Consider the following 19,206-nt stretch of genomic DNA (forward strand, 5'->3'; position numbering starts at 1 on the left):
ACACACGAATTTAGCAATATAGCTGCGAGCAGATCCGAAAACTCGATAAATTGCATATTGCTATATAAAATTTTGACAATATCTCAACACTCGATTCGGGAGTACAGGTAACCGATCGGTCGTCGCGCCGACGTTGGTTGTACGAGCGACCACTTCACCGAACGACGGGCCCATACGACATCGTTCCCAGGCGTCCACTGAGAGCTATTCGCACGGATATCTCCGCAGTCGAATACAAAGTGAAATTATAACGAGCTTTCCCTGACCGTCCAGTTCGCCGACGTACAGATGTCCGAGACGAACGACGAGACGAGACGTACCGGCCACCCAGACACGTCAGGCTCCGCGCTCCGCCGACGGGCGTTCATCGGCACGGCGGGCACGGTGGCGACCGGTGTGGTCGGCGCTGCGAGCGCCGATACCGGTCGCGGAACAGGCGGCGGTTCGGGCGACGAGTCCGAACGAGATCCCGCTCAGTCGGCCGAACGCGGATCGGCCGATCGTAACGGCGATCCGGAACTGATCGCGCACCGGGGGTTCGCCGGACTGTACCCCGAAAACACCGTCGGCGCCGTCGAAGCGTCGGCCCGCGGCGGCCGGTCGTCGTATGCGCCGTCACGGGGCGCCGACATGATCGAAATCGACGTCGTCCCCACGGCCGAGGGCGACGTCGTCGTCTTCCACGACGACCGACTTGCCGAGCGCGACGACGGCGAGCGCGGACTCACCGACACCGAGGGCGTCGTCTGGGAGACGGACACCGCGACCGTCACGAGCGCCGAGGTCCTCGAGAGCGGCGAGACCGTTCCCCGATTGCGGGAGACGCTCGAGGCGATTCCCCCGAGCGTCGGCGTCAACGTCGAACTGAAGAACCCGGGTTCGTTCGACGTCCGGTTCGCCGAATCGCTGCCCAGCGATGAGCTCGAGGGACAGAAAGAGCTCTGGCGACCGTTCGTCACGGCGGTGCTCGACGTCGTCGACGACTTCGGCCACGAGTTCCTCTTCTCGTCGTTCTACGAGGCGGCGCTGGCGACGACCCGCGAAGCCGCCGAGTATCCGATCGCACCGTTGCTGTGGAACGCCGTGGCGGACGGCGTCGAAATCGCCCGCCGCTACGAAGCCGAGGCGGTCCACCCGCCCTACCACATGATCCGCGGGACGCCGTTCTACGCCGACCAGCACTACGAGGCGGACGCCGGCTGGGAGGAGCTCGATCTCCTCGCGGTCGCCCACGAGGAAGGCCGGGACGTGAACGTCTTCACCCTCGAGACGTGGTACCAGGCCGAACGGCTCGCGGCCGCCGGCGTGGACGGACTCATCAGCGATCACGCCGACGTGCTCCGGTTCGGCGCGATGCGCTGACCGCGCCGCGTCGACCCGATCCCTCGAGCCGACCGAGCGAATCGGAGCGATTTTTTCGCAACTGTGGGACCGAAACACAGATTTAGGATGGGAGAGCAGTATTGGACGAGTAGATGATCCGCGGCGTCGATTCCACTGCGCGTTCTCGTCTCGGCAGCCGCGACCGACCAGCAGGTGACGATAGCCGGCCCGCCGGGCCCGCTCGTGACGCCGGTTCCGGGGTCGACGGCCACGGCCGGGTGATCGAGCCGTGAGCGACGCCGACGTCGCCGTCGTCGACGCGGTCGACGCCTACCTCCACCGGAAAGCCGTCGGCGACCCCGACGGGCCGGGCGCGGGCACGTACGCCTCGAACGCCGAATCGATCCTGCGACGGTGGGCCGACTGGCTCGAGGCCGAACACGGCATCCGATCGCTGTTCGCACTCGAGGTCGCCCACATGCGAGCCTACGCCGACGAGTTGCGCGCCCGGGCCGACCGCGGCGAGTACACCGCCTCGACCGCGGGGACCTACTACGCGGTCGTACGGGCCTTTCTCTCGTGGTGCGTCCACGGCGGCATCCTGGAGTCGAACCCGGCCGCGACCGACGAGGCCGAGGGCGCGCTTCCGAGCGCGGAGGACCGTCCGGACAGCGAGTACTGGACGGCCGACCAGCGGTGCCGTCTCGAGACGTACGTCCGCGAGAACGCCGTCGACGCCGCGACGGGGACGGCTAGCCGCGACGAGCGACGCAACCGGTTGCGCGAGTACGCGATGGTCGCGCTGCTGGCCCACTCCGGCGTCCGGGGGGCCGAACTGTTCAGCGTGCCCGACGACGAGCGCCGGACGGGCGCGACGTGGGAGGACGTCGACTTCTACACGGGGACGATCCGGGTGCTGGGGAAGTCCCAGCGCCTGGAGGACGTGCCGCTGCCGGCGCCGGCCCGGACGCCGCTGCGCCGCTACCGGGTCGCCCTCGATCCCCCCTCGAACGACTGGCCGCTGTTCCCGACCCGCCACGCCCCCTCGATCGCTCGCCGGGTCAGGGAGGTGCTGGCCGAACGCGGCCACGACGAGGCCCGAATCGAGTCGCTCCTCGAGGACCACACGGCGAGCGAACTCGCCCGCGAGCGGGCGATCGCCCCGCCGGCGATCACGACCGAAGGCGCTCGTTCGGTGCTCAAACGGCTCTGCAGGGAGGCCGACGTCGACGTCGACGGCGACTACCTGACGCCCAGAGGCGTCCGCGGCGACGGCGACGAGAGAGACGGCTACCGCCGCGAGGCGACGGACGCCAAGCCCGCGCTGCGCGCGTCCGTGCTCGAGCAGGCCATCGCCGTGCCGGAAGACCGGCCGGTCGTGATCGACGTCGACTCGAGCGGCCCCGACGAGCGGTCGGAGGACGACTGACGAGCGGGCCCCGGCGTCAGCCGAGGAGTAACCAGAGGATCACCGTGAGCACGATCGTGAGCAACAGGACGGTGGTGCCGATGCCCGTCCGGAGGTGGATCGTCGACGGGCGACCGCCGTCCGCGGGGCGTCGGTCCTCGACGTCGACCATGGGAAGCCGGCGAGCGGCCGCGTCGACGGCCAGCACGGGATTGTTGCCGATCCAGTAGCAGCGCGTGACCAGACCGACCGCGGCCGCGTCGACGAGCCGGTAGAGTTCGGTCGTCGCGAGCATCGACCACCGACCCAGGTAGTAGCCCGCCGGGAAGACGACCCGCGCCGGATCGCCCAGATCGAGCTTCGAGAGCGGTTTGCGGACGACGGCGAAGGTGACGACGCCGACCGCCGTCAGGATCCCCGCCGTCTCGAGGTGGCTCCGGCTGTAGGGGTGGAGTTCGCTCTCCCCGCCGCCGGGGTAGGCGAACTCGAAGTGGCCGCCGTTGTTGGCGACCGTCGGCGCGAGGTCGGCCAGCCCCTGCCACCAGACCCCGAAGAGGAGACAGGCTCCGCCCAGTCCGAGCATCGCGACCGTCTGACCGGGTCTGGCGTCAGGGACCGAAATGTCGCTCTCGCCGTGGAGGAAGACGTAGTAGCCGAGTTTGATAAAGGAGAGCAGGGTGCCGATCGCACCGAGCCAGAGCAGGTAGTACAGCGCCTGGTACTCCGGCTGGCCGTAGTAGTGGGGGTTAGCCGCGTCGAAGACCATCCCCTTGCTGATGTAGCCGTTGAAGGGCGGGATCGCGGTGATCGAGAGCGCGCCGAGCGCGAATCCGATCGCCGTCAGGGGCATCTCGCGCCAGAGCCCGCCCAGCTTGTAGAGGTCCTCCTCGCCCGTCCGGAAGATGACGACGCCGACGGCCATGAACAGCAGGCTCTTGAACAGGATGTTGTTGAACAGGTGCCCCATCGCGCCGGCGGTCGCGATCTCGGAGGTCGCCGCGCTCGCGCCGATTCCGATTCCGGCGACGATGTACCCCAGCTGGGCCTGGATGTGGTAGGAGAGCAGCGCCCGCATGTCGTGTTGCAACAGGGCGAACGTCGCGCCGTAGACGGCCATCACGCCGCCCATGTAGGCGATGTAGATCGCGAGGTCGCTCTGCGCGTCGATGGGGAACGCCCGGTAGAGGACGAACGCGCTCGTCTTCGTCGTGTAGACCGAGAGGAACACCGACGCCGCGAAGTGCGGGCGGGGGTAGGTGTCGGGCAGCCACGTGTGGAGTCCGACGAAACCGACGTTGACACCCATCCCCAGCACCGCGAGCATCGCGGGGAGTCCGGCGGCGATCCCGCTCCCGTCGTAGACGAACGTCCCGGCCTCGACGTAGTGGGCGGCGACGGCCAGCAGCACGATCACGCCGCCGGTGCCGTGGAAGAGCGCGTAGCGGAAGCCGGCCCGGACGGCGTCGCCGCCGTAGTGCCAGACGACCAGGGTGCTCGTGATCGCCATCAGCTCCCACATGAAGACGAGGACGAGCCAGTCGCCCGCGAAGGCCGCCCCCAGCGAGGAGGCGACGTAGGTCAGCGCGATGGCGACCAGTTCGCGGCTCGCCCCGCTCGAGTAGGCGTAAATCACGGAACAGATCCCGAGGAAGCCGAGGCCGACGCCGATCATCTGCGAGAAGCCGTCGACGTAGAAGGGGACGACCTCGAACCCGAGGAAGGTGCCGGCGAGGTACTGCCCCTCCGGCGCGACCAGCGAGAGCGCCAGCACGGCCGCTAGGCTCAGCGCGCCGACAGTGAAGCCGACGATCCGCGGGAGCACGAGCACGAGCAGCCCCGCCGCGAAGACCAGAAGCGGCGGGTAGGCCCCCGTCAAGAGGTCGGACGAGATCATTCGCCGACCACCTCCAGGGCCTCCTCGAGGGAGAGTCCCCGCAGTTGCTCGAACGACTCGACGCCGAAGACGCCCTCGACGATGCGGGTCGCGAGCTCGAGGAAGACGGCGTAGTCGGGGCCGACGCCGAGGACGACGGCGCCGGTCGCGATGACGGCGATCGGCGCCAGCATGAGCCACGTGCTCTCGCCGAACGGCGAGTGACGCTCCCAGCCGTCGGCCGGCGGCCCGCCGGTGAGGTGGTCGTCGTGGTCGCCGTGGTGGTCGACGGCGCTGACGTGGTCGTCCTGCGGGACATCGGCGTCGCTCGGGTACTGGTCGACGGCGTACTCGTAGTCCTCGTTGGCTTCGTCGCCGCCGTCCGCGTCCACGTCACTCGTCTCCGCCGGAGCCGAGTTCGATTCCGCGGGGTCCGATTCCGACTCGGATTCCGATCCAGAGCGATCGGCCGAAGAGGAGCCGCCGTCCGTGGCCGCGCGTTCCCGCTGGCTCTGGGCGGTCGTGCCGTAGGACTCGAAGATCCCGCCGCGGGGGAACTCGAGGACCGGTTTCGCGCCGTGACGGTTCTCGCTCTCGAAGAAGGCGGTGTAGACGACCGGCCAGAAGTAGGCGATGTTGAGCACGCCCGAAAGGAGCAGCGCCCCGGCGAAGATCCAGTACTCGCCGCCCATGTAGCCGGAGCCGATCAGCATGTAGAACTTGCTGACGAAGCCGGCGATCGGCGGCAGCCCGGCCATCCCGGCCGCGCCGATCGTGAACGCGGACAGCGTCAGCGGCATCCGCTTCCCGATGCCGGCCATGTCGCTGATGTAGTCGGTGTGGGTCTCGACGTGGATCGCCCCCGCGCAGAAGAACAGGGTGAGCTTCGCGAACGCGTGGGCGGGGATGTGAAAGAGCGCGCCGAGCATCGCGTAGGGGTGGAGCATCGAGAGCCCGAGCACGATGTACGACAGCTGTGCCGTCGTCGAGTACGCGAGGCGGCGCTTGAGGTGGTCCTTGCGCATCGCGATGATGCTCGCCGCGGTCAGCGTGAACGCCGCGACGATGGCGACGGGAATGTTGAGGCCGACCTCGCCGATTCCGGGCACCTCGAGAGGGAGGTCGCGGATCAGGCCGGGGCCGTAGACGTCGAGGATGACCCGCGCGACGCCGAACGCGCCGGACTTGACGACCGCGACGGCGTGGAGCAGTCCGGAGACGGGCGTCGGCGCGACCATCGCGTCCGCGAGCCACGAGTGCAGGGGCATCAGCGCGGCCTTGACGCCGAAGCCGGCGATCAGCAGGAAGAAGGCCGCCTGCGCGAAGCCGGGTTCGGCCTGCGCGGCCGTCGCGAGCGCCTCCATCCCGCCCGTCTCGAAGGCCACCGTCGCGCCGCCCTCGACGGACGCGGTGAGCCAGTAGACCATGACGGTGCCCGCGAGCAGGAAGACCCCGCCGCCGAAGAACGTGTAGGTGAGGTACTTCCGGCCCGCGATACGCGCCTCGCTGTCCTCGTTGTGCGCGACCAGCGGGTAGGTGACCAGCGACAGCAACTCGTAGAAGATGAAGATCGTCACCAGGTTCGCGGCGAAGGCGATTCCCACGGCGGCCGAGAGGCTCGCCGCGAACGAGGCGAAGAATCGCGTCTGGGCGTGCTCGTCGAGGCCGCGCATGTAGCCGGCCGCGTAGAAGGACGTGAAGATCCAGAGGAAACTCGCCAGCAGCGCGAAGAAGATCCCCAGCGGATCGGCCCGCAGGGCGAAGTCGACGCCCGGGAGGAACTGAACGCCGAGGGCTTCCTCTAAGCTCCACGTGTAGACGGTGCCCGACAGCACCGCGGGGAGCATGCTGGCGACGATGCCGAACTTCCCGAGGGCGGCCAGCACGGACCATCCCTCGCGGACGTTCGGCCGGCGATGCGACGCGATAATCAGGACGATCGCGACCGCCGAGACCAACACGGCGGCGAGCGGTCGTACGTCTGCAACCATCAGTTGAACACCTCCGTGAGGAACGGCTCGAGAACGTCGGCGAACGCGCCGCCCGCGAAGCCGAGCGCGACGGCGATCACGGCCGCGAGAACGACCGTCGCGACCATGCCGAACGAGACCGGATCGGACGACCGCCCCCCGGTGCCGTCGCGACCGGGACCGCCGGAGGGGTCGTACGAGACGCCGGCTGCGAGCGGGGTCTCGATCGCGCCGTCGTCGGGTTCGTCGTCGGCCGCCGCGTCGACGGAATCGTCCCCGTCTGCGTCTGCGTCACCGTTACCGTCACCGCCGTCGGTCGCGACCGCTCCCGGCCCGTGTCCGTGACCCGTCTCGAGTTCCGGGGCGGGCGTGAAGTACATCTTCTCGAGCAGGCGGGCGGTGTAGGCGAGGGTGAGCATCGTACTGAGGAAGATCACTGCTGCGACGGGCCACAGTTGCGCTTCGACGGCGCCGAGGGCGATGTACCACTTGCCGACGAAGCCGACGCCCGGCGGGACGCCGACCAGCACGAGGAGCAGGACGGCCATCGACGCGGCGAGGACAGGGCGGCGCTTCGCGAGGCCGGCGTACTCGTCGACCGTGCGAGCCCCGTAGCCGACGGCGATGGCGCCGACCGCGAGGAAGAGTCCGGCCTTGAGCAGGCCGTGGCCGACGAGGTGGACGGCGGCGCCGACCAGCGCCGTCTCCGTGGCGTCGTGAATGACGACGCCGTAGGCGGCGACGATCAGCCCGAACTGGGAGACCGACGAGTACGCGAGCATCCGCTTGACGTCGCGCTGGACGACCGCGAGCGTGGTTCCGGCGAGCACGCTCACGCAGCCGACGGCGACGACGATTTCCGAGGCGTAGGGCATCGAGACGAGGTAGTCGACGCCGAAGACGGTGACCAGGATCCGGCCGAACGCGTAGGCCGAGGCGGACGAGACCAGCGCCGCGATCAGCGGCGTGGCGCCGTCGGGCGCCTGCTGGTAGGCGTCGGGCTGCCAGGTGTGGAGGGGCCACTGGGCAACCTTGAGCGCGAAGCCGACGAAGACGAAGGCGAACGCAGCCCGGATCAGGGGCTGGGCCTCGGCCTCCGGAATCGCCGCGGCGAGTTCGATCATGTTGAGCGTCCCCGTCGCCATGAAGAGGAAGCCGACGCCGATCAGGTACATCGAGGCGGCGACGGTCCCAAGAATGAGGTACTTCAGGCCGGCGACCGCCGACTCGGGGCCGTCGCCGCTCGAGACCAGCGCGTAGGTGGCGAGACTCGAGATCTCGAGGAAGACGAACAGGTTGAAGACGTCGCCGGTCAGCGAGATGCCGATCAGGCCGCCGGTCAGCAGCAGGTAGGCGCTGTAGAACGTGTTCCCGCGCGGGCCCGCGAGGCGCGTGTACGCGAGGACGCCCGCGGCGACGGCGGTCACGAGGACGACGATCGGCACCGAGAACCCGTCGGCGACGAGTTCGATCCCGTACTCGCGGGGGTAGTTCCCGAGCCGGTGAATTACCGGTCCGCCCTCGGTGAAGACGGCGCTCGCGAGGGAGACGGCCCCGGCGAAGATGCCGGTGGTCGTGATCGCGGCGACGGGCCAGCCCGCGCGCTCGTAGCGCAGGCCGAGCGCGACCGGGAGCACCGAGGCGAGGATGGGCGCGACGATCAACAGGGGGAGGAGCAGGTCGACGCTACTCATCGGCACGCACCTCCCGCAGGGTGTCCTCGCGGAGCGTCCCGTACTCCGAGTAGATGCGAATGATCAGCGAGAGGCCGACCGCCGTCATGGCGATCCCGACGACGATGGCGGTCAGCACGATGACCTGGGGCAGCGGACTCGCGACCTCGCTCCCCTCGTTGGGGACGATCGGCGCGGCCCCGCCCTCGACGTAGGCCATCGCGATGAAGAACAGGAAGATCGCGGTCTGAAAGAGGTTGACGCCGATCAGCTTCTTCACGAGGTTCTCGTTGGCGATGATCATGTAGATCCCGATCCCCAGCAGCACGAACAGCAGCAGGTAGGCGTAGCGGTTCGCGAGGAGTTCAATCATCGTCGCTCACCTCCGCGTCGGTACCGTCGAGCGCGCCCGCTCGCGTCCGCGTCGCCTCGAGCGACTCGCCGCCGCTCCGGCGCTCGGGCGTGAAGCCGGCGGCCATCGCGAAGAAGAGGGTGATGACGACCCCCGAGACGATCAGCGCGATGCCGCCGATCTCGATGGCCTCCATCCCCCACTTGCCCTTGATCCCGAGCACGTCGTAGAACCGGTCGTACTCGAGGAAGTTGCCGCCCATCAGCATCGTCGCCAGCCCGATGCTCGCGAAGATGGCGACCCCGCCGGTGACGAGACCGACGAGGAACGAGTTGCGGAGCCACTCGCGGGTCGGATCGATCCCGAACGCGAAGGCGAGCATGAGGACGGTGACGCCGACGATGGCGCCGCCCTGGAAGCTCCCGCCGGGGGTATCGGCTCCGTGGAGCACCATGAACATGCCGTAGGTGAGCGTGAACGGGGCGATGACCTTCACGGTCGTCATGATGACCTGACTCTCGGTGTAGGTGTCGTCGAAGGAGTCGGACATTCAGGCGAACACCTCGCGTTTCAGGACGAGCAGCGTGGAGACGCCGGCGGCGAAGACGACGACCGCCTCGCCGAAGGTGTCGAAGCCGCGGTAGGCGGCGAGGACGGCGGTGACGGCGTTGTGGACGCCGGTCTGTTCGTACGCCTCCTCGATGTAGTGCTGGGTGACCGCCTCGTTCGACCAGACGGGCGCCGTCGGGTCGCCGACGGCGTACATCTCCGGCAACACGAGCGTCGCGAGAACGATCACGAACGCGCCCACGACGGCGACCGCCGGGACGTCGATTTGCTCGACCAGACGGTCGGTCGTCGGCCGACTCGTCCGCGCGATCGTGAGCAACAGCAGGATCGTCGTCACGCCGGCGCCGATGGCGGCCTCGGTCATGGCCACGTCGGGCGCCAGCAGGAACGTGTAGAGGATGGCCATCCCGAGGCTGTAGGCCCCGAAAACGATGATCGCCGACAGCACGTCCCGGAACAGCGCCGTCGTCACCGCCGTCGCGAGAATGAAGACGGCCAGCACGTAGGCGAAGGCGCTCATCGGCGCTCACCCCCGTCGGCCGCCGCGTCCGCGTCTCCGTCGGGCATCGTGTCCGCGTCCCCGTCGGCCACCGTGTCCGCGGCGGCCGTTTCGTCGCCGGGTTCCTCCCCGAGGATCGGCTCGACGCCCGTCTCGGCGGCCGAGCGGGCGATCGCGTGGGCCGCGGTCGGGTTCGTGACGAACACGAAGAACAGCAAGAGGACGGTGTAGACCGTCGCGTGCTGCCAGCCCAGCGCGAGCGCGACGCCCGCGAGGGCGAACCCGGCCCCGAGCGTGTCGGTCTGGGAGGCCGTGTGAGCCCGCGCGTAGATGTCCGGCAGGCGGACGATCCCCACGGCGGAGACCAACGTGAAGAGCACGCCGAGTCCGAGGAGGACGACGACCCCCCAGAAGCGGGCCGTCTCGAGCGTCGACTGGAGCGCGACCGGTTCGATCACAGCACACCACCCCGATCGACGGTGAACTTCGAGATGGCGATCGACATCAGGAAGTTCAGCAGGGCGTAGATCAGCGCCACGTCGAGGAACCACGGCTCGTCGAGCGCCGCCGCCAGCAGGGCCAGAACGACGACCGTGTTCGTCCCGAGGACGTTGACCGCCAGCAGGCGGTCCTGGGTCGTCGGCCCGACGACCGCGCGGTAGAACATCACGATCGCGAGGACGACGAACAGCGCCGCCGTCGCGAGGAAGACGTCCTCGAGGCCGAACCCGAGCGACTCGGGCGTCACAGCTCGTCACCCCCGACGATCTCGGCGTCGTCGCGCTCGCGCGGCGAGGGGATCGCGGCCGACTCGCGGCCGTAGAAGACGAACCGAATGGCGCGCTCCAAGCCGCCGTCGAAGAGGTCCTCGCGCGCGGCGGGAATCAGCGTGTGGACGAGCAACTGCTGGTCGTTGGCCCGGACCGTCAGCGTCCCCGGCGTGAGCGTGATGCTGTTGGCCAGCGCGAGCAGCGGAATACCGCTGCGGACCCGCGTGTTGACTCTGGTCAACGACGGCTCGATCGGCATCGACGGCCGGAGGATCACGGCCGAGACGGCGAGGTTCGCCTTGATGATCTCCCAGATGAGATACGGGATGTAGAAAACGAATCTGATCGCTCGCAGCGGAGACTGGACGCGATCCAGCGGCACCGAGAACGTGACGTGGGCGAGCGAGACGGCGACGATGCCGGCGACGGCCGCCCCGGTGACGAGATCGAACCAGTAGGTCGGATCCCCGAGCAGGAGGAAGAAGCCGTACGAGATGCAGAACGTCGCGAACAGCCGGTCGAAGCTCTCGGTCCGGGAGCGCAGGCGGCCGTGTCTGGCCGCCCGTTCGACCGGCGCCTCGTCGTAGGCGACGCCGACCGACTCGAGTTCGCGCTCGAGGGGCTGGAGCATCGGCGCGGTGACGCCGGGGCTGTACTCCGGATCGAGCACGAGGCGATCGATCCCGTGGTCGTCGACGTACGTCCGAAAGATCTCGGCGTAATCCCGAGGGCCGAAGAGGTACTCGTCGGTCCCGAGGACGGCCGTCTCGACCGTCACGTCGGCCCCGCTGGCGTCCTCCTCGACCCAGTTTTCCGCCCGCGCGAGCAGATCCTCGGCCTCGTCGTTCAGCCGCTGCCCTTCGGGCAGGTCGACGTCGTAGGGGAGTGCGATCACCAGATGACACTCGAGGGAGTCGGCGCGCTCGAGCCCCGACCGGACCGCGTAGCTCACCGTCTGCCGGACGGTCACCGTGTCCGACAGCGGTACGAGCACTCGTTCACCCGCCACGGCGAACCCCTCCGGGTGACCGTCGGTAGATACTCATGACACTCGTCGTTAGTCGAGTCAAGCGGAACCCGGAGGAAAACGATTTCGTTATCCGGCGGAAGCGGCGCCCGAATCGGCAACCGGTTCCGCGATATCCGTGACGATCCGAGTCGTTTTCCGCCGCGCCGGGAACGCGAGTCAACCGCCGGCGCGGACGGCGGATCGATACTTTTACAACCGCATTTGGTCTATCACAAATAGAGTTTCATGACGGCACCGAACGAGACCGTTCACGATCGCATCGCCACAGTGGGGACCGAACTGACGCCGACCCAGCTCGCGGCCGGCGTCCTGTTCCTCGCGGCCGTCGGCTTCACGCTGCTGTTCCTGCAGGATCCGATCGCGCACGATTCGATGCACAACTTCCGGCACGCGGCCGGTATCACCTGTCACTGATGCTTCGAGCCTACCTCGAGCGAGGGATCCTCGCCGGTGCGATCGCCGGGATCGCCTACGGGCTCTACGTGGCGCTGGTCGCGAACCCGCTGGTCGCGTACGTAGAGGGGGTCGGCCACGACGGCGGTGGACACGGCCACGAAGCCGGACACGCGCACGAACACGCCCACGAGGCCGGCGAACACGCACACGCCGTCACCGAGACGACGACCGCCCTCGTCAGCGTCGGGAGCGGCGTCCTCTGGGGGATCCTCCTCGGAGGACTGTTCGCCGTCGCCTTCTACCTGCTCGAACCGGCGCTGCCCGGCCCTCGAGCGATACAGGCAGCCGTCCTCGCCGGTGCGGGCTACCTCACGGTCTCGGTCGCGCCGTGGCTCGTCCTCCCGCCGGCGGCGCCGGGCGCCGAGCAGAGCCTCGATCCCGAACCCCGCCTCGCGATCTACGCGGGGATGATGGTCGTCGGCGCGCTCGTCGCCGCCGCGTCCGTCTTCGGGTACGACAGGACGGCGACCCGGAACCGACTCGTCGCCGTCGCCGTCGGAGCCGCACCGATCGTCGCGCTCGTAATCGTCGTCCCGGCCGCGGCGCCGACGATCACCAGCCACGCCGGCCTGCCCGCCGACCTCGTGCTGGCGTACCAGGGACTGGCCGTCCTGAGTCAGGCCGCGCTCTGGCTGCTCGTGGCGGGCAGTTTCAGCTGGCTGCTCGGCTACGTCGAGGCGGGCACCGACGCCACGCGCCTCGAGGACGAACTGGTCGCCGACTCATGAAGCGCCGTACCGACGAACAGCGCGACCGCCTCGCCGCGCAGGTGTTCGTCTGCACGAACGAGCGCGATTCCGACTACGCCTGCTGTGCCGACGTCGGCGGACGGGAAACGCTCGAGGCGGTCAAATCGTGGCTGCGCGAGCGCAACGCCTTCTGGCAGCCCATTTCGGTGACGGAGACGAACTGTCTCGGCCTCTGCAGCGAGGACGGCACCGCGATCGCGATTCAGCCGCGCGACGAGTGGTACTCCGACGTGCGACCCGCGGACGTCCCCGAACTGCTCGAGTCGGAGTTCGGCCCCGACGCCGAACGGGTCGGCGACGCGTACGACGGGCGGCCCGTCGAGGGCGACCCTCCTGCCGACGATTGAGGGACGGGCATCGTCGTGGGGGTGAGAGACGGTCACGCGTCACAACGATTTTATCGACGGCTTCCGACTGAGAGCGTACGATCGATGCTCACGTGGCCCGACGAGACCATCTACGAGGGAGTCGCGACGGTAGCGGCGGCACAGCCGGATCGGCCGGCCGTCGTCTTCGAGGACCGAACGTGGCGCTACGAGGAACTGCTCGCCGAGAGCCGGGCGCTCGCCCGCGGACTGGCCGATCTCGGCGTCGCCGAGGGCGACGTCGTCGCCGTCTGGCTCGGCAACCGCCCCGAGTGGATCGCCTGCCAGCTCGCGACGTCGTTCCTCGGCGCCGCGGCGGTCGCCGTCAACACCCGCTACCGGCGCCACGAACTCGAGTACATGCTCCGCGATTCCGGCGCGAGCGTCCTCGTCACCGAGGCGGCGCTGCTCGGCCGGGACTACCACGGGATGCTCGCCGAGACCGTTCCCGAGGTCGAGATGCAGTCGGCGGCCGATTTCGATCCCGACTCGATCCCGTCGCTCGAGGCGGTCGTGAGCCTCGAGCCCGGTGACGGCGACGACCTGCCGGCGCTGCGAGGGTACGACGCGGTGCTCGAGACGGGACGGCGGTTGCGAGGTCGCGACGATGGCGACGGGGACCGCCTCGAGCCCGCGAGCGACCCCGCGGCGCCGGCGGCGATCTTCTACACGAGCGGGACGACGAGCGATCCGAAGGGCTGTCTCCAGTCGAGTCGGTCGCTGCTGAACCACTCGGCCCACGTCGCGGACCACCTCGGCGTCACCGAGGCGGACGTCGGCGTCGCGACGCTGCCCTTCTGTGGCATCTGGGGCTATAACACGCTGTTCAGCCACCTCGCGACGGGGGCGACGCTCGTGACCCAGACCCACTTCGATCCCGCCGAGACGATTCGACTCGTCGACGAGCACGACGCGACGTACCTGACGGGGCTGGGCGTGATGTTCGAACGGATGCTCGAGCGCGACACCTCCGCGCGCCCGCGCGTAGAAACTATCGAACGTGGCGTCGTCGGCTTCATCAGCAAGGGGTTCGACGAGGGCCTGTTCGAGCGCGTCGAGGAGACGTTCGGTTTTCCGGTGGTCCAGCCCTACGGCCTCTCGGAGGCCAACAGCCAGATCTTCGTCGGCGATCCCGACGATCCGATGACCCGGCGCAAACGCGTCGGCGGCCCGCCGATCCACCCCGAAATCGACGCGAAGATCGTCGATCCCGACAGCCGCGAGGAACTGCCGACCGGCGAGGAGGGCGAACTCGCGCTGCGGGGATACCTGCTGGCCGACGGCTACCTCGGCAAGCCCGAGGCGACTGCGGACGCCTTCGATGAAGAGGTCCCCGAGAGCGAAGCGATCGGGGAGTCGGAAGACTCGTCTTCCGAAAGATGGTTCTACACCGGCGACCTCTGCGTGAAAGACGGGGACGGCTACGTCTACTACCGCTCGAGGCTCGACGACGCCCTGCGGACGCGGGGCTTTCTCGTCGCGCCCCGCGAGATCGGAGCGACCGTCGAGGACCACCCCGATGTGGCGGCCTGCGAGGTCGTCGGCGCCCCGCACCCGCGTCACGGCGAGGTGCCGGTCGCGTTCGTCGTCCCGAACGAGGCTGGCGACGCCGGCGAACCGGCCGCCGTCGAACCGTCCGTCGGGGACCTCGAGGCGTTCCTCGAGGATCGCGTGGCCGACTACAAGGTGCCCGCGGCGTTCGAGTTCGTCGACGCGTTCCCGATGACCGAGGGACCGAACGGCGAGAAGGTCCAGAAGACGGCGTTGCGCGATCGGGTGCGAGACCGGTTTCGCGAGTGACTCGTCCCGACCAGGCGTGCCGAACTACCGGCGACGGGGCCGCCGGGCCGATGCTCACCCGTCCTCGGAGAAGGCGAGCGCTTCGTCGGTCCGATCGCCGTCGCTCTCGTCGCGGCCGCGGGCCGGACCGCCTGCCGACCGCCGGCTGAGCTGTCGTTGCGGGTACGGGATCACGATCCCCTCGCGGTCGTACGCGGTCTTGATCGCGTGGATGACCGCCCGCTTGGCCTGCCACTTCGCGCGGACGTTCGGCGGCTTGATCCAGAACCGACACTCGAGGGTGACCGCCGAGTCGCCGAACGCCGTCGGGACGACCTCCGGTTTCGGCGCCGGCGCCACGTGCTCGACGGCCTCGATCGCCTCGAGCGCGATCGACTCCGCTCGCTCGAGGTCGGTCTCGTAGTCGACGCCGACCTCCTGGCGGAGCCGCAGCCGGTTGCGCTTCGTGCGGTTGATCACCGTGTGACTCGAGACGCGGTCGTTGGGCAGCACCACGGTCTCGCCGTCGAAGCTCCGCAGCCGCGTGTTGATGACCGTGATGTCGACGACGATTCCGTCGTGGCCGTCGATGTGGACCCAGTCGCCGATCTCGAACGGCTGCGAGAACATCAACACGAAGCCGGCGATCAGCGATCCCAGCGTCTGGCGCGCCGCCAGACCGATGACGATACCCAGAAAGCCCGCCCCCACGAGCAGCCCGCCGAGATCGACGTTCCACAGCGAGAGCGCGGCCAGCCCGGCGGCGATGAAGAGACAGAGCTGCAGGATCCGGAAGACTACCCCCTCCTGATGAGCCGTGACGTAGTTGGCGTCGGCGAGCCACGAGTCGAGTCGCTGCTCGAGATATCTGGTTCCGGCGACGGCACCGAGGAGGAGCCCCACGGTGACGAGGAGACGGACGAACGTGGGGATCGCGGCGACGAGCACCGAAACCGCCGTCGACGAGAGCCACGCGTACCCCCAGACGACGAGCAGGATCAGCGCCGTCCCTCCGAAGACCAGCAGTTGAAGCGTTCGGATGACCGCGTGGGCCGGGAACGGCACGTCGACCAGTTCGTCGACCGCCTTGAGTTTGCCCTCGACGTCGCGCTCGCGAAGCGCTCGGCGGACGACCCCGGCGCTCCGGCGAACGACGGTCGGTGCGAGCACGAAGCCGAACGCGAACGCGAGAAGCAGAACGCCGACGCTGACCGCCATACGCCCTTCCGTAGTCGCGATCGCCTCGAGGGAAGATCGCAGCGCTTCGGTACGCCGGAACACGGTTCGTACTCGACTCTCCCGGTCTCGACAAAGAAGCTGCCGGCCGATCGGGGCCGACTCCGCCGTTCATCCGGGGTCGCGATGTAAGGGGACTGATGTCAGCTGCTGAATCGAGCGGCGACGTCGTCCTCATCGGCGGCGGTGGCGCGATCATAGGGCTACTCGAGGCGTACTGATCGGGCCGCCCTCGCACTCGAGCCAGTCCCTGCACCCGTCTTCGAGACGTTTACTTACCGTCCGTTCGGACTAGCAGCAAATGACGCTGTACTCGCGGGTCCGGCCCCTCGCGTTCAAGTTGCCGGCCGAGACGGCCCACGATCTCGGCAAGCGAACGCTCCGGGCGGCCCAGTCGACGCGGCCGACGCGGGCGGCCCTCGCCGCCGCCTACCGGTACGACCACCCCGCCCTCGAGGTCGACCTGTTCGGCTCGACGTTCCCGAACCCGGTCGGGATCGCGGCCGGCTTCGACAAGAACGCCGAGGTGACCCACGCCCTCGAGGCGCTGGGCTTCGGCTTCGTCGAGATCGGCACCGTCACGCCCTACCCGCAAGCGGGTAACGACCGCCCCCGGCTGTTCCGCCTGCGGGAGGACGAGGGGATGATCAACCGGATGGGCTTCAACGGGCAGGGAATGGAGCGCGTGAAGTCGCGACTCGAGGCCGACGGCACGCCAGAGTTCCCGCTGGGCGTCAACGTCGGGAAGATGAACTCCTCGACCGAGGAAGAAGCGATCGAAGACTACCGCCGCGTCTTCGATCGGCTCTCGCCGTTCGCCGACTACGTCGTCGTCAACGTCTCCTGCCCCAACACGCCCGACGAGTTCGACGAGGCCTCGCCCGACCACCTCCGGGCGATCTTCGAGACCCTCGAGGCCGAAAACGAGGGGGACGTCCCCCTGCTCGTGAAGATCGGTCCCGACGAACCCGAGGAGTCGGTCCTCGAGCTGGTCGATATCGTCCGGGAGTTCGACCTCGACGGCATCGTGGCGACGAACACGTCGACGACCCGCGAGAGACTCGAGTCGCCGAACCGCGAGGAGTGGGGCGGCCTCAGCGGGACGCCCATCGAAGACCGATCGACCGACGTGATCCGAACGATCGCCGACTACACCGACTGCGACCTCCCGATCGTCGGCGTCGGCGGCGTCGACTCGGCCGAAAGCGCCTACGAGAAGATCCGCGCCGGCGCCTCGCTCGTGCAACTCTACACCGGGTTCGTCTACGAGGGGCCGTCGACGGCAAAGCGAATCAACGAGGGGCTGGTCGCGTTGCTCGAGCGCGACGGCTTCGCGTCGGTCGAAGACGCTGTCGGGGCGGACCTCGCGTAGGACGCGCCGCCCTCGAGTAGCGGGGACCGGGACCGACGTTCAGTCGGCGGGCTCGGCGTCGTCGATCGCGTCGTCGAGCCCGTGCAGTTCCGCGGGGCCGACGGCCTCGTCGGCGCGTTCCGCCCGGATCTCCCGGCTCGTCGAGTCCTCCTCTTGAGACTCGACGACGGGGTCGGTGTCACCGTCGGTCACGGAGAGGTACACCGACCGAAGCTCCGCGGTCTTGTCCGCTCGGTCCGTCTCGCGATCCTCGTCCGCATCGGATTCGGATTCCGTCATGGATGGCGACCGTCATCGAATCCGATCGAACGGACGAGGAATATAAACCGACTGCCGCTTTCACGGAGTGAGAATTACCAAGTGTAACGACACCCGTTTTCGCGGGGACGTTACGACCCGTCGACGTCGACTCGAGTCCCGTACCCCGACTCGCCGACGACCGCGCCGTCTTCGTAAACGACCTCGCCGCGGACGACGGTCGCCACTGCCTTCCCGGTGAACGACTCCCCGACGAACGGCGTCACGCAGTTCTTCGAGTGGAGTTCGTCGCTCTCCTCGAGCGTCCACTCGCGGTCCGGGTCGACGATCGTGAAGTCGGCGTCGGTGCCGACCTGCAGCGATCCCTTCCGGGGATACATCCCCCAGACCTGGGCTGGACGGGCCGAATGGCGGCGGACCCACTCCTCGAGCGTGAGTCGACCCTCGTTCACGAACGTCAGCATGACCGGAATCTCGGTCTCGAGGCCGACGAAGCCCGAGATGGCGTCCCACGTGTTGCCGAAGGGATCGTCCACCTTCTTCTCCTCGGGGGTGTGGGGCGCGTGATCGGTCGCGATGCAGTCGATCGCGCCGTCGTCGATGCCGACGCGCCAGAGTCGCTCTCGCTCCTCGGCGTTCCGAATCGGCGGCTGGATGCGGGCCGGGTTCCCTTTCTCACGCATGACCTCCTCGGTGAACCAGAGGTAGTGGGGCGTCGTCTCGGCGGTGACGTCGACTCCCCGCTCTTTACCGCGGGTGACGGCCTCGGCGGCCGATCCCGAGGAGACGTGAAACATGTGAACCTTGGCGCCGGTCTCCTCGGCGAAGGTGACCATTCGCTCGACCGCTTCCCGCTCGGCGATCACGGGCCGGGAGTGGGAGTGATCGATGGGCTCGTTCCGCCCTTCGGCCCTGAACTTCTCCGTGTAGTGGTCGATGATTTCGCCGTTCTCCTCGTGGAATCCCAGCCGTTTGCCCGTCTCGCGGATTTGCTCCATCGCCTCGAGGATCTCGCCGTCGTTCGGCGGGAGAACGTCACCCACCGTCGAGCCGAGGAAGATCTTGAATCCGAGCGCGCCCGCCTCGTCGATGTCGGGGATCAGGTCGAGATTTTCGGAGGTGACGACGGCGTAGCTCTGGAAATCGACGTGGGCCGACGCCTCGCCGCGCTCGAATTTGAGTTCGAGGTGGTCGGGCCGGTCGATAACCGGGTCCGTGTTGGGCATCCCGACGACGGTCGTCACGCCGCCGGCCGCGGCGGCCCGCGTCGCGGACTCCCAGTCTTCCTTGTACTCGAGGCCGGGCTCTCGGTTGTGAATGTGGCAGTCGACGATACCCGGCACCAGCACGTTCCCCTCGCCGTCGACGACGCGGACCGCGTCGGGAAGCCGGTCGCTGCGGCCGACGGCGACGATCTCACCGTCCTCGACGGCGACGCCCGAATCGGGCGAGCGGCCGGCGGGCGTGACGACGGTGCAGTTTCGCACGACCAGATCGACGGTCATTGCCGTGAGGTTGCCGAG

General features: G+C 68.5%; 19 protein-coding genes. 7 read left to right on the forward strand and 12 right to left on the reverse strand.

From position 1 onward, the window contains the following. The first annotated feature begins 288 nt into the window (after positions 1-288). Together J0X25_RS39155 and J0X25_RS39160 are read left to right on the forward strand one after the other, a co-directional pair. Positions 289-1,362: a glycerophosphodiester phosphodiesterase gene (locus J0X25_RS39155; RefSeq protein WP_226777419.1), complete on the forward strand. Its 1,074-nt coding sequence runs from the start codon at positions 289-291 to the stop codon at positions 1,360-1,362. Between the two features lie 250 nt (positions 1,363-1,612). Then, entirely contained in the window at positions 1,613-2,752 is a 1,140-nt protein-coding gene (locus tag J0X25_RS39160) for a tyrosine-type recombinase/integrase (protein WP_226777420.1), read from the forward strand. A gap of 16 nt (positions 2,753-2,768) precedes the next feature. Here J0X25_RS39160 and J0X25_RS39165 read toward each other — a convergent pair whose 3' ends face one another. Genes J0X25_RS39165 through J0X25_RS39205 form a run of 9 tightly spaced genes read right to left on the reverse strand, consistent with a single transcriptional unit; the run spans position 2,769 to position 11,447 of the window. Next, complete coding sequence (locus J0X25_RS39165) at positions 2,769-4,625, reverse strand: Na(+)/H(+) antiporter subunit D (RefSeq protein ID WP_425600944.1); 1,857 nt, start codon at positions 4,623-4,625, stop codon at positions 2,769-2,771. Beyond that, positions 4,622-6,595, reverse strand: a complete 1,974-nt coding sequence (locus tag J0X25_RS39170; protein ID WP_226777421.1) for a proton-conducting transporter transmembrane domain-containing protein — start codon at positions 6,593-6,595, stop codon at positions 4,622-4,624. The genes J0X25_RS39165 and J0X25_RS39170 overlap by 4 nt, the downstream gene beginning before the upstream one ends. Beyond that, complete coding sequence (locus tag J0X25_RS39175; protein WP_226777422.1) at positions 6,595-8,268, reverse strand: proton-conducting transporter transmembrane domain-containing protein; 1,674 nt, start codon at positions 8,266-8,268, stop codon at positions 6,595-6,597. The genes J0X25_RS39170 and J0X25_RS39175 overlap by 1 nt, the downstream gene beginning before the upstream one ends. Beyond that, entirely contained in the window at positions 8,261-8,620 is a 360-nt protein-coding gene (locus J0X25_RS39180; protein WP_226777423.1) for a cation:proton antiporter subunit C, read from the reverse strand. The genes J0X25_RS39175 and J0X25_RS39180 overlap by 8 nt, the downstream gene beginning before the upstream one ends. Beyond that, positions 8,613-9,149 carry an MnhB domain-containing protein gene (locus J0X25_RS39185; protein WP_226777424.1) on the reverse strand — a complete coding sequence of 179 codons (537 nt, stop codon included), beginning with the start codon at positions 9,147-9,149 and terminating at the stop codon, positions 8,613-8,615. The genes J0X25_RS39180 and J0X25_RS39185 overlap by 8 nt, the downstream gene beginning before the upstream one ends. Then, complete coding sequence (locus J0X25_RS39190; RefSeq protein WP_226777425.1) at positions 9,150-9,689, reverse strand: DUF4040 domain-containing protein; 540 nt, start codon at positions 9,687-9,689, stop codon at positions 9,150-9,152. It lies immediately after the preceding gene. Further along, on the reverse strand, positions 9,686-10,126 hold the full coding sequence (mnhG, locus tag J0X25_RS39195) for a monovalent cation/H(+) antiporter subunit G (protein WP_226777426.1): 441 nt from the start codon (positions 10,124-10,126) through the stop codon (positions 9,686-9,688). The genes J0X25_RS39190 and mnhG overlap by 4 nt, the downstream gene beginning before the upstream one ends. Further along, complete coding sequence (locus tag J0X25_RS39200) at positions 10,123-10,416, reverse strand: cation:proton antiporter (protein ID WP_226777427.1); 294 nt, start codon at positions 10,414-10,416, stop codon at positions 10,123-10,125. Before J0X25_RS39200 ends, mnhG begins: the two co-directional genes overlap by 4 nt. Next, positions 10,413-11,447, reverse strand: coding sequence for a monovalent cation/H+ antiporter subunit E (locus J0X25_RS39205; RefSeq protein ID WP_226777428.1), 1,035 nt, complete (start codon positions 11,445-11,447; stop codon positions 10,413-10,415). Before J0X25_RS39205 ends, J0X25_RS39200 begins: the two co-directional genes overlap by 4 nt. A gap of 246 nt (positions 11,448-11,693) precedes the next feature. On the opposite strand from J0X25_RS39205, the gene J0X25_RS39210 reads away from it, so the two are divergent. From J0X25_RS39210 to J0X25_RS39225, 4 genes are all read left to right on the forward strand, one after another. After that, positions 11,694-11,882: a CbtB domain-containing protein gene (locus tag J0X25_RS39210; protein WP_226777429.1), complete on the forward strand. Its 189-nt coding sequence runs from the start codon at positions 11,694-11,696 to the stop codon at positions 11,880-11,882. Beyond that, entirely contained in the window at positions 11,882-12,652 is a 771-nt protein-coding gene (locus J0X25_RS39215; RefSeq protein WP_226777430.1) for a CbtA family protein, read from the forward strand. Before J0X25_RS39210 ends, J0X25_RS39215 begins: the two co-directional genes overlap by 1 nt. Further along, on the forward strand, positions 12,649-13,020 hold the full coding sequence (locus J0X25_RS39220) for a (2Fe-2S) ferredoxin domain-containing protein (protein WP_226777431.1): 372 nt from the start codon (positions 12,649-12,651) through the stop codon (positions 13,018-13,020). The genes J0X25_RS39215 and J0X25_RS39220 overlap by 4 nt, the downstream gene beginning before the upstream one ends. 84 nt (positions 13,021-13,104) lie before the next feature. Then, on the forward strand, positions 13,105-14,838 hold the full coding sequence (locus J0X25_RS39225; RefSeq protein WP_226777432.1) for a class I adenylate-forming enzyme family protein: 1,734 nt from the start codon (positions 13,105-13,107) through the stop codon (positions 14,836-14,838). A gap of 54 nt (positions 14,839-14,892) precedes the next feature. Here the strand turns inward: J0X25_RS39225 and J0X25_RS39230 are convergent, their stop codons facing one another. Next, complete coding sequence (locus J0X25_RS39230) at positions 14,893-16,035, reverse strand: mechanosensitive ion channel family protein (RefSeq protein ID WP_226777433.1); 1,143 nt, start codon at positions 16,033-16,035, stop codon at positions 14,893-14,895. 319 nt (positions 16,036-16,354) lie between these two features. On the opposite strand from J0X25_RS39230, the gene J0X25_RS39235 reads away from it, so the two are divergent. Next, positions 16,355-17,425 (forward strand): quinone-dependent dihydroorotate dehydrogenase, encoded by a 1,071-nt coding sequence (locus J0X25_RS39235; RefSeq protein ID WP_226777434.1) that lies wholly within the window; start codon positions 16,355-16,357, stop codon positions 17,423-17,425. 39 nt (positions 17,426-17,464) lie between these two features. Here the strand turns inward: J0X25_RS39235 and J0X25_RS39240 are convergent, their stop codons facing one another. Further along, a complete protein-coding gene (locus J0X25_RS39240; RefSeq protein WP_226777435.1) occupies positions 17,465-17,704 on the reverse strand; it encodes a hypothetical protein in 240 nt (79 codons plus the stop codon). 110 nt (positions 17,705-17,814) lie between these two features. Then, entirely contained in the window at positions 17,815-19,188 is a 1,374-nt protein-coding gene (allB, locus tag J0X25_RS39245) for an allantoinase AllB (protein ID WP_226777436.1), read from the reverse strand. Positions 19,189-19,206: the final 18 nt, after the last annotated feature.

This window comes from Haloterrigena alkaliphila (assembly GCF_017352155.2).
GTDB lineage: Archaea > Halobacteriota > Halobacteria > Halobacteriales > Natrialbaceae > Haloterrigena > Haloterrigena alkaliphila.

Excerpts from the sequence above, each read along its gene's own strand:
- J0X25_RS39155 (WP_226777419.1), top strand. The coding sequence starts at position 289 with ATGTCCGAGACGAACGACGAGACGAGACGTACCGGCCACCCAGACACG.
- J0X25_RS39165 (WP_425600944.1), bottom strand. The coding sequence starts at position 4,625 with ATGATCTCGTCCGACCTCTTGACGGGGGCCTACCCGCCGCTTCTGGTC.
- J0X25_RS39170 (WP_226777421.1), bottom strand. The coding sequence starts at position 6,595 with ATGGTTGCAGACGTACGACCGCTCGCCGCCGTGTTGGTCTCGGCGGTC.
- J0X25_RS39175 (WP_226777422.1), bottom strand. The coding sequence starts at position 8,268 with ATGAGTAGCGTCGACCTGCTCCTCCCCCTGTTGATCGTCGCGCCCATC.
- J0X25_RS39180 (WP_226777423.1), bottom strand. The coding sequence starts at position 8,620 with ATGATTGAACTCCTCGCGAACCGCTACGCCTACCTGCTGCTGTTCGTG.
- J0X25_RS39185 (WP_226777424.1), bottom strand. The coding sequence starts at position 9,149 with ATGTCCGACTCCTTCGACGACACCTACACCGAGAGTCAGGTCATCATG.
- J0X25_RS39190 (WP_226777425.1), bottom strand. The coding sequence starts at position 9,689 with ATGAGCGCCTTCGCCTACGTGCTGGCCGTCTTCATTCTCGCGACGGCG.
- J0X25_RS39210 (WP_226777429.1), top strand. The coding sequence starts at position 11,694 with ATGACGGCACCGAACGAGACCGTTCACGATCGCATCGCCACAGTGGGG.
- J0X25_RS39215 (WP_226777430.1), top strand. The coding sequence starts at position 11,882 with ATGCTTCGAGCCTACCTCGAGCGAGGGATCCTCGCCGGTGCGATCGCC.
- J0X25_RS39220 (WP_226777431.1), top strand. The coding sequence starts at position 12,649 with ATGAAGCGCCGTACCGACGAACAGCGCGACCGCCTCGCCGCGCAGGTG.
- J0X25_RS39225 (WP_226777432.1), top strand. The coding sequence starts at position 13,105 with ATGCTCACGTGGCCCGACGAGACCATCTACGAGGGAGTCGCGACGGTA.
- J0X25_RS39230 (WP_226777433.1), bottom strand. The coding sequence starts at position 16,035 with ATGGCGGTCAGCGTCGGCGTTCTGCTTCTCGCGTTCGCGTTCGGCTTC.
- J0X25_RS39235 (WP_226777434.1), top strand. The coding sequence starts at position 16,355 with ATGACGCTGTACTCGCGGGTCCGGCCCCTCGCGTTCAAGTTGCCGGCC.
- J0X25_RS39240 (WP_226777435.1), bottom strand. The coding sequence starts at position 17,704 with ATGACGGAATCCGAATCCGATGCGGACGAGGATCGCGAGACGGACCGA.
- allB (WP_226777436.1), bottom strand. The coding sequence starts at position 19,188 with ATGACCGTCGATCTGGTCGTGCGAAACTGCACCGTCGTCACGCCCGCC.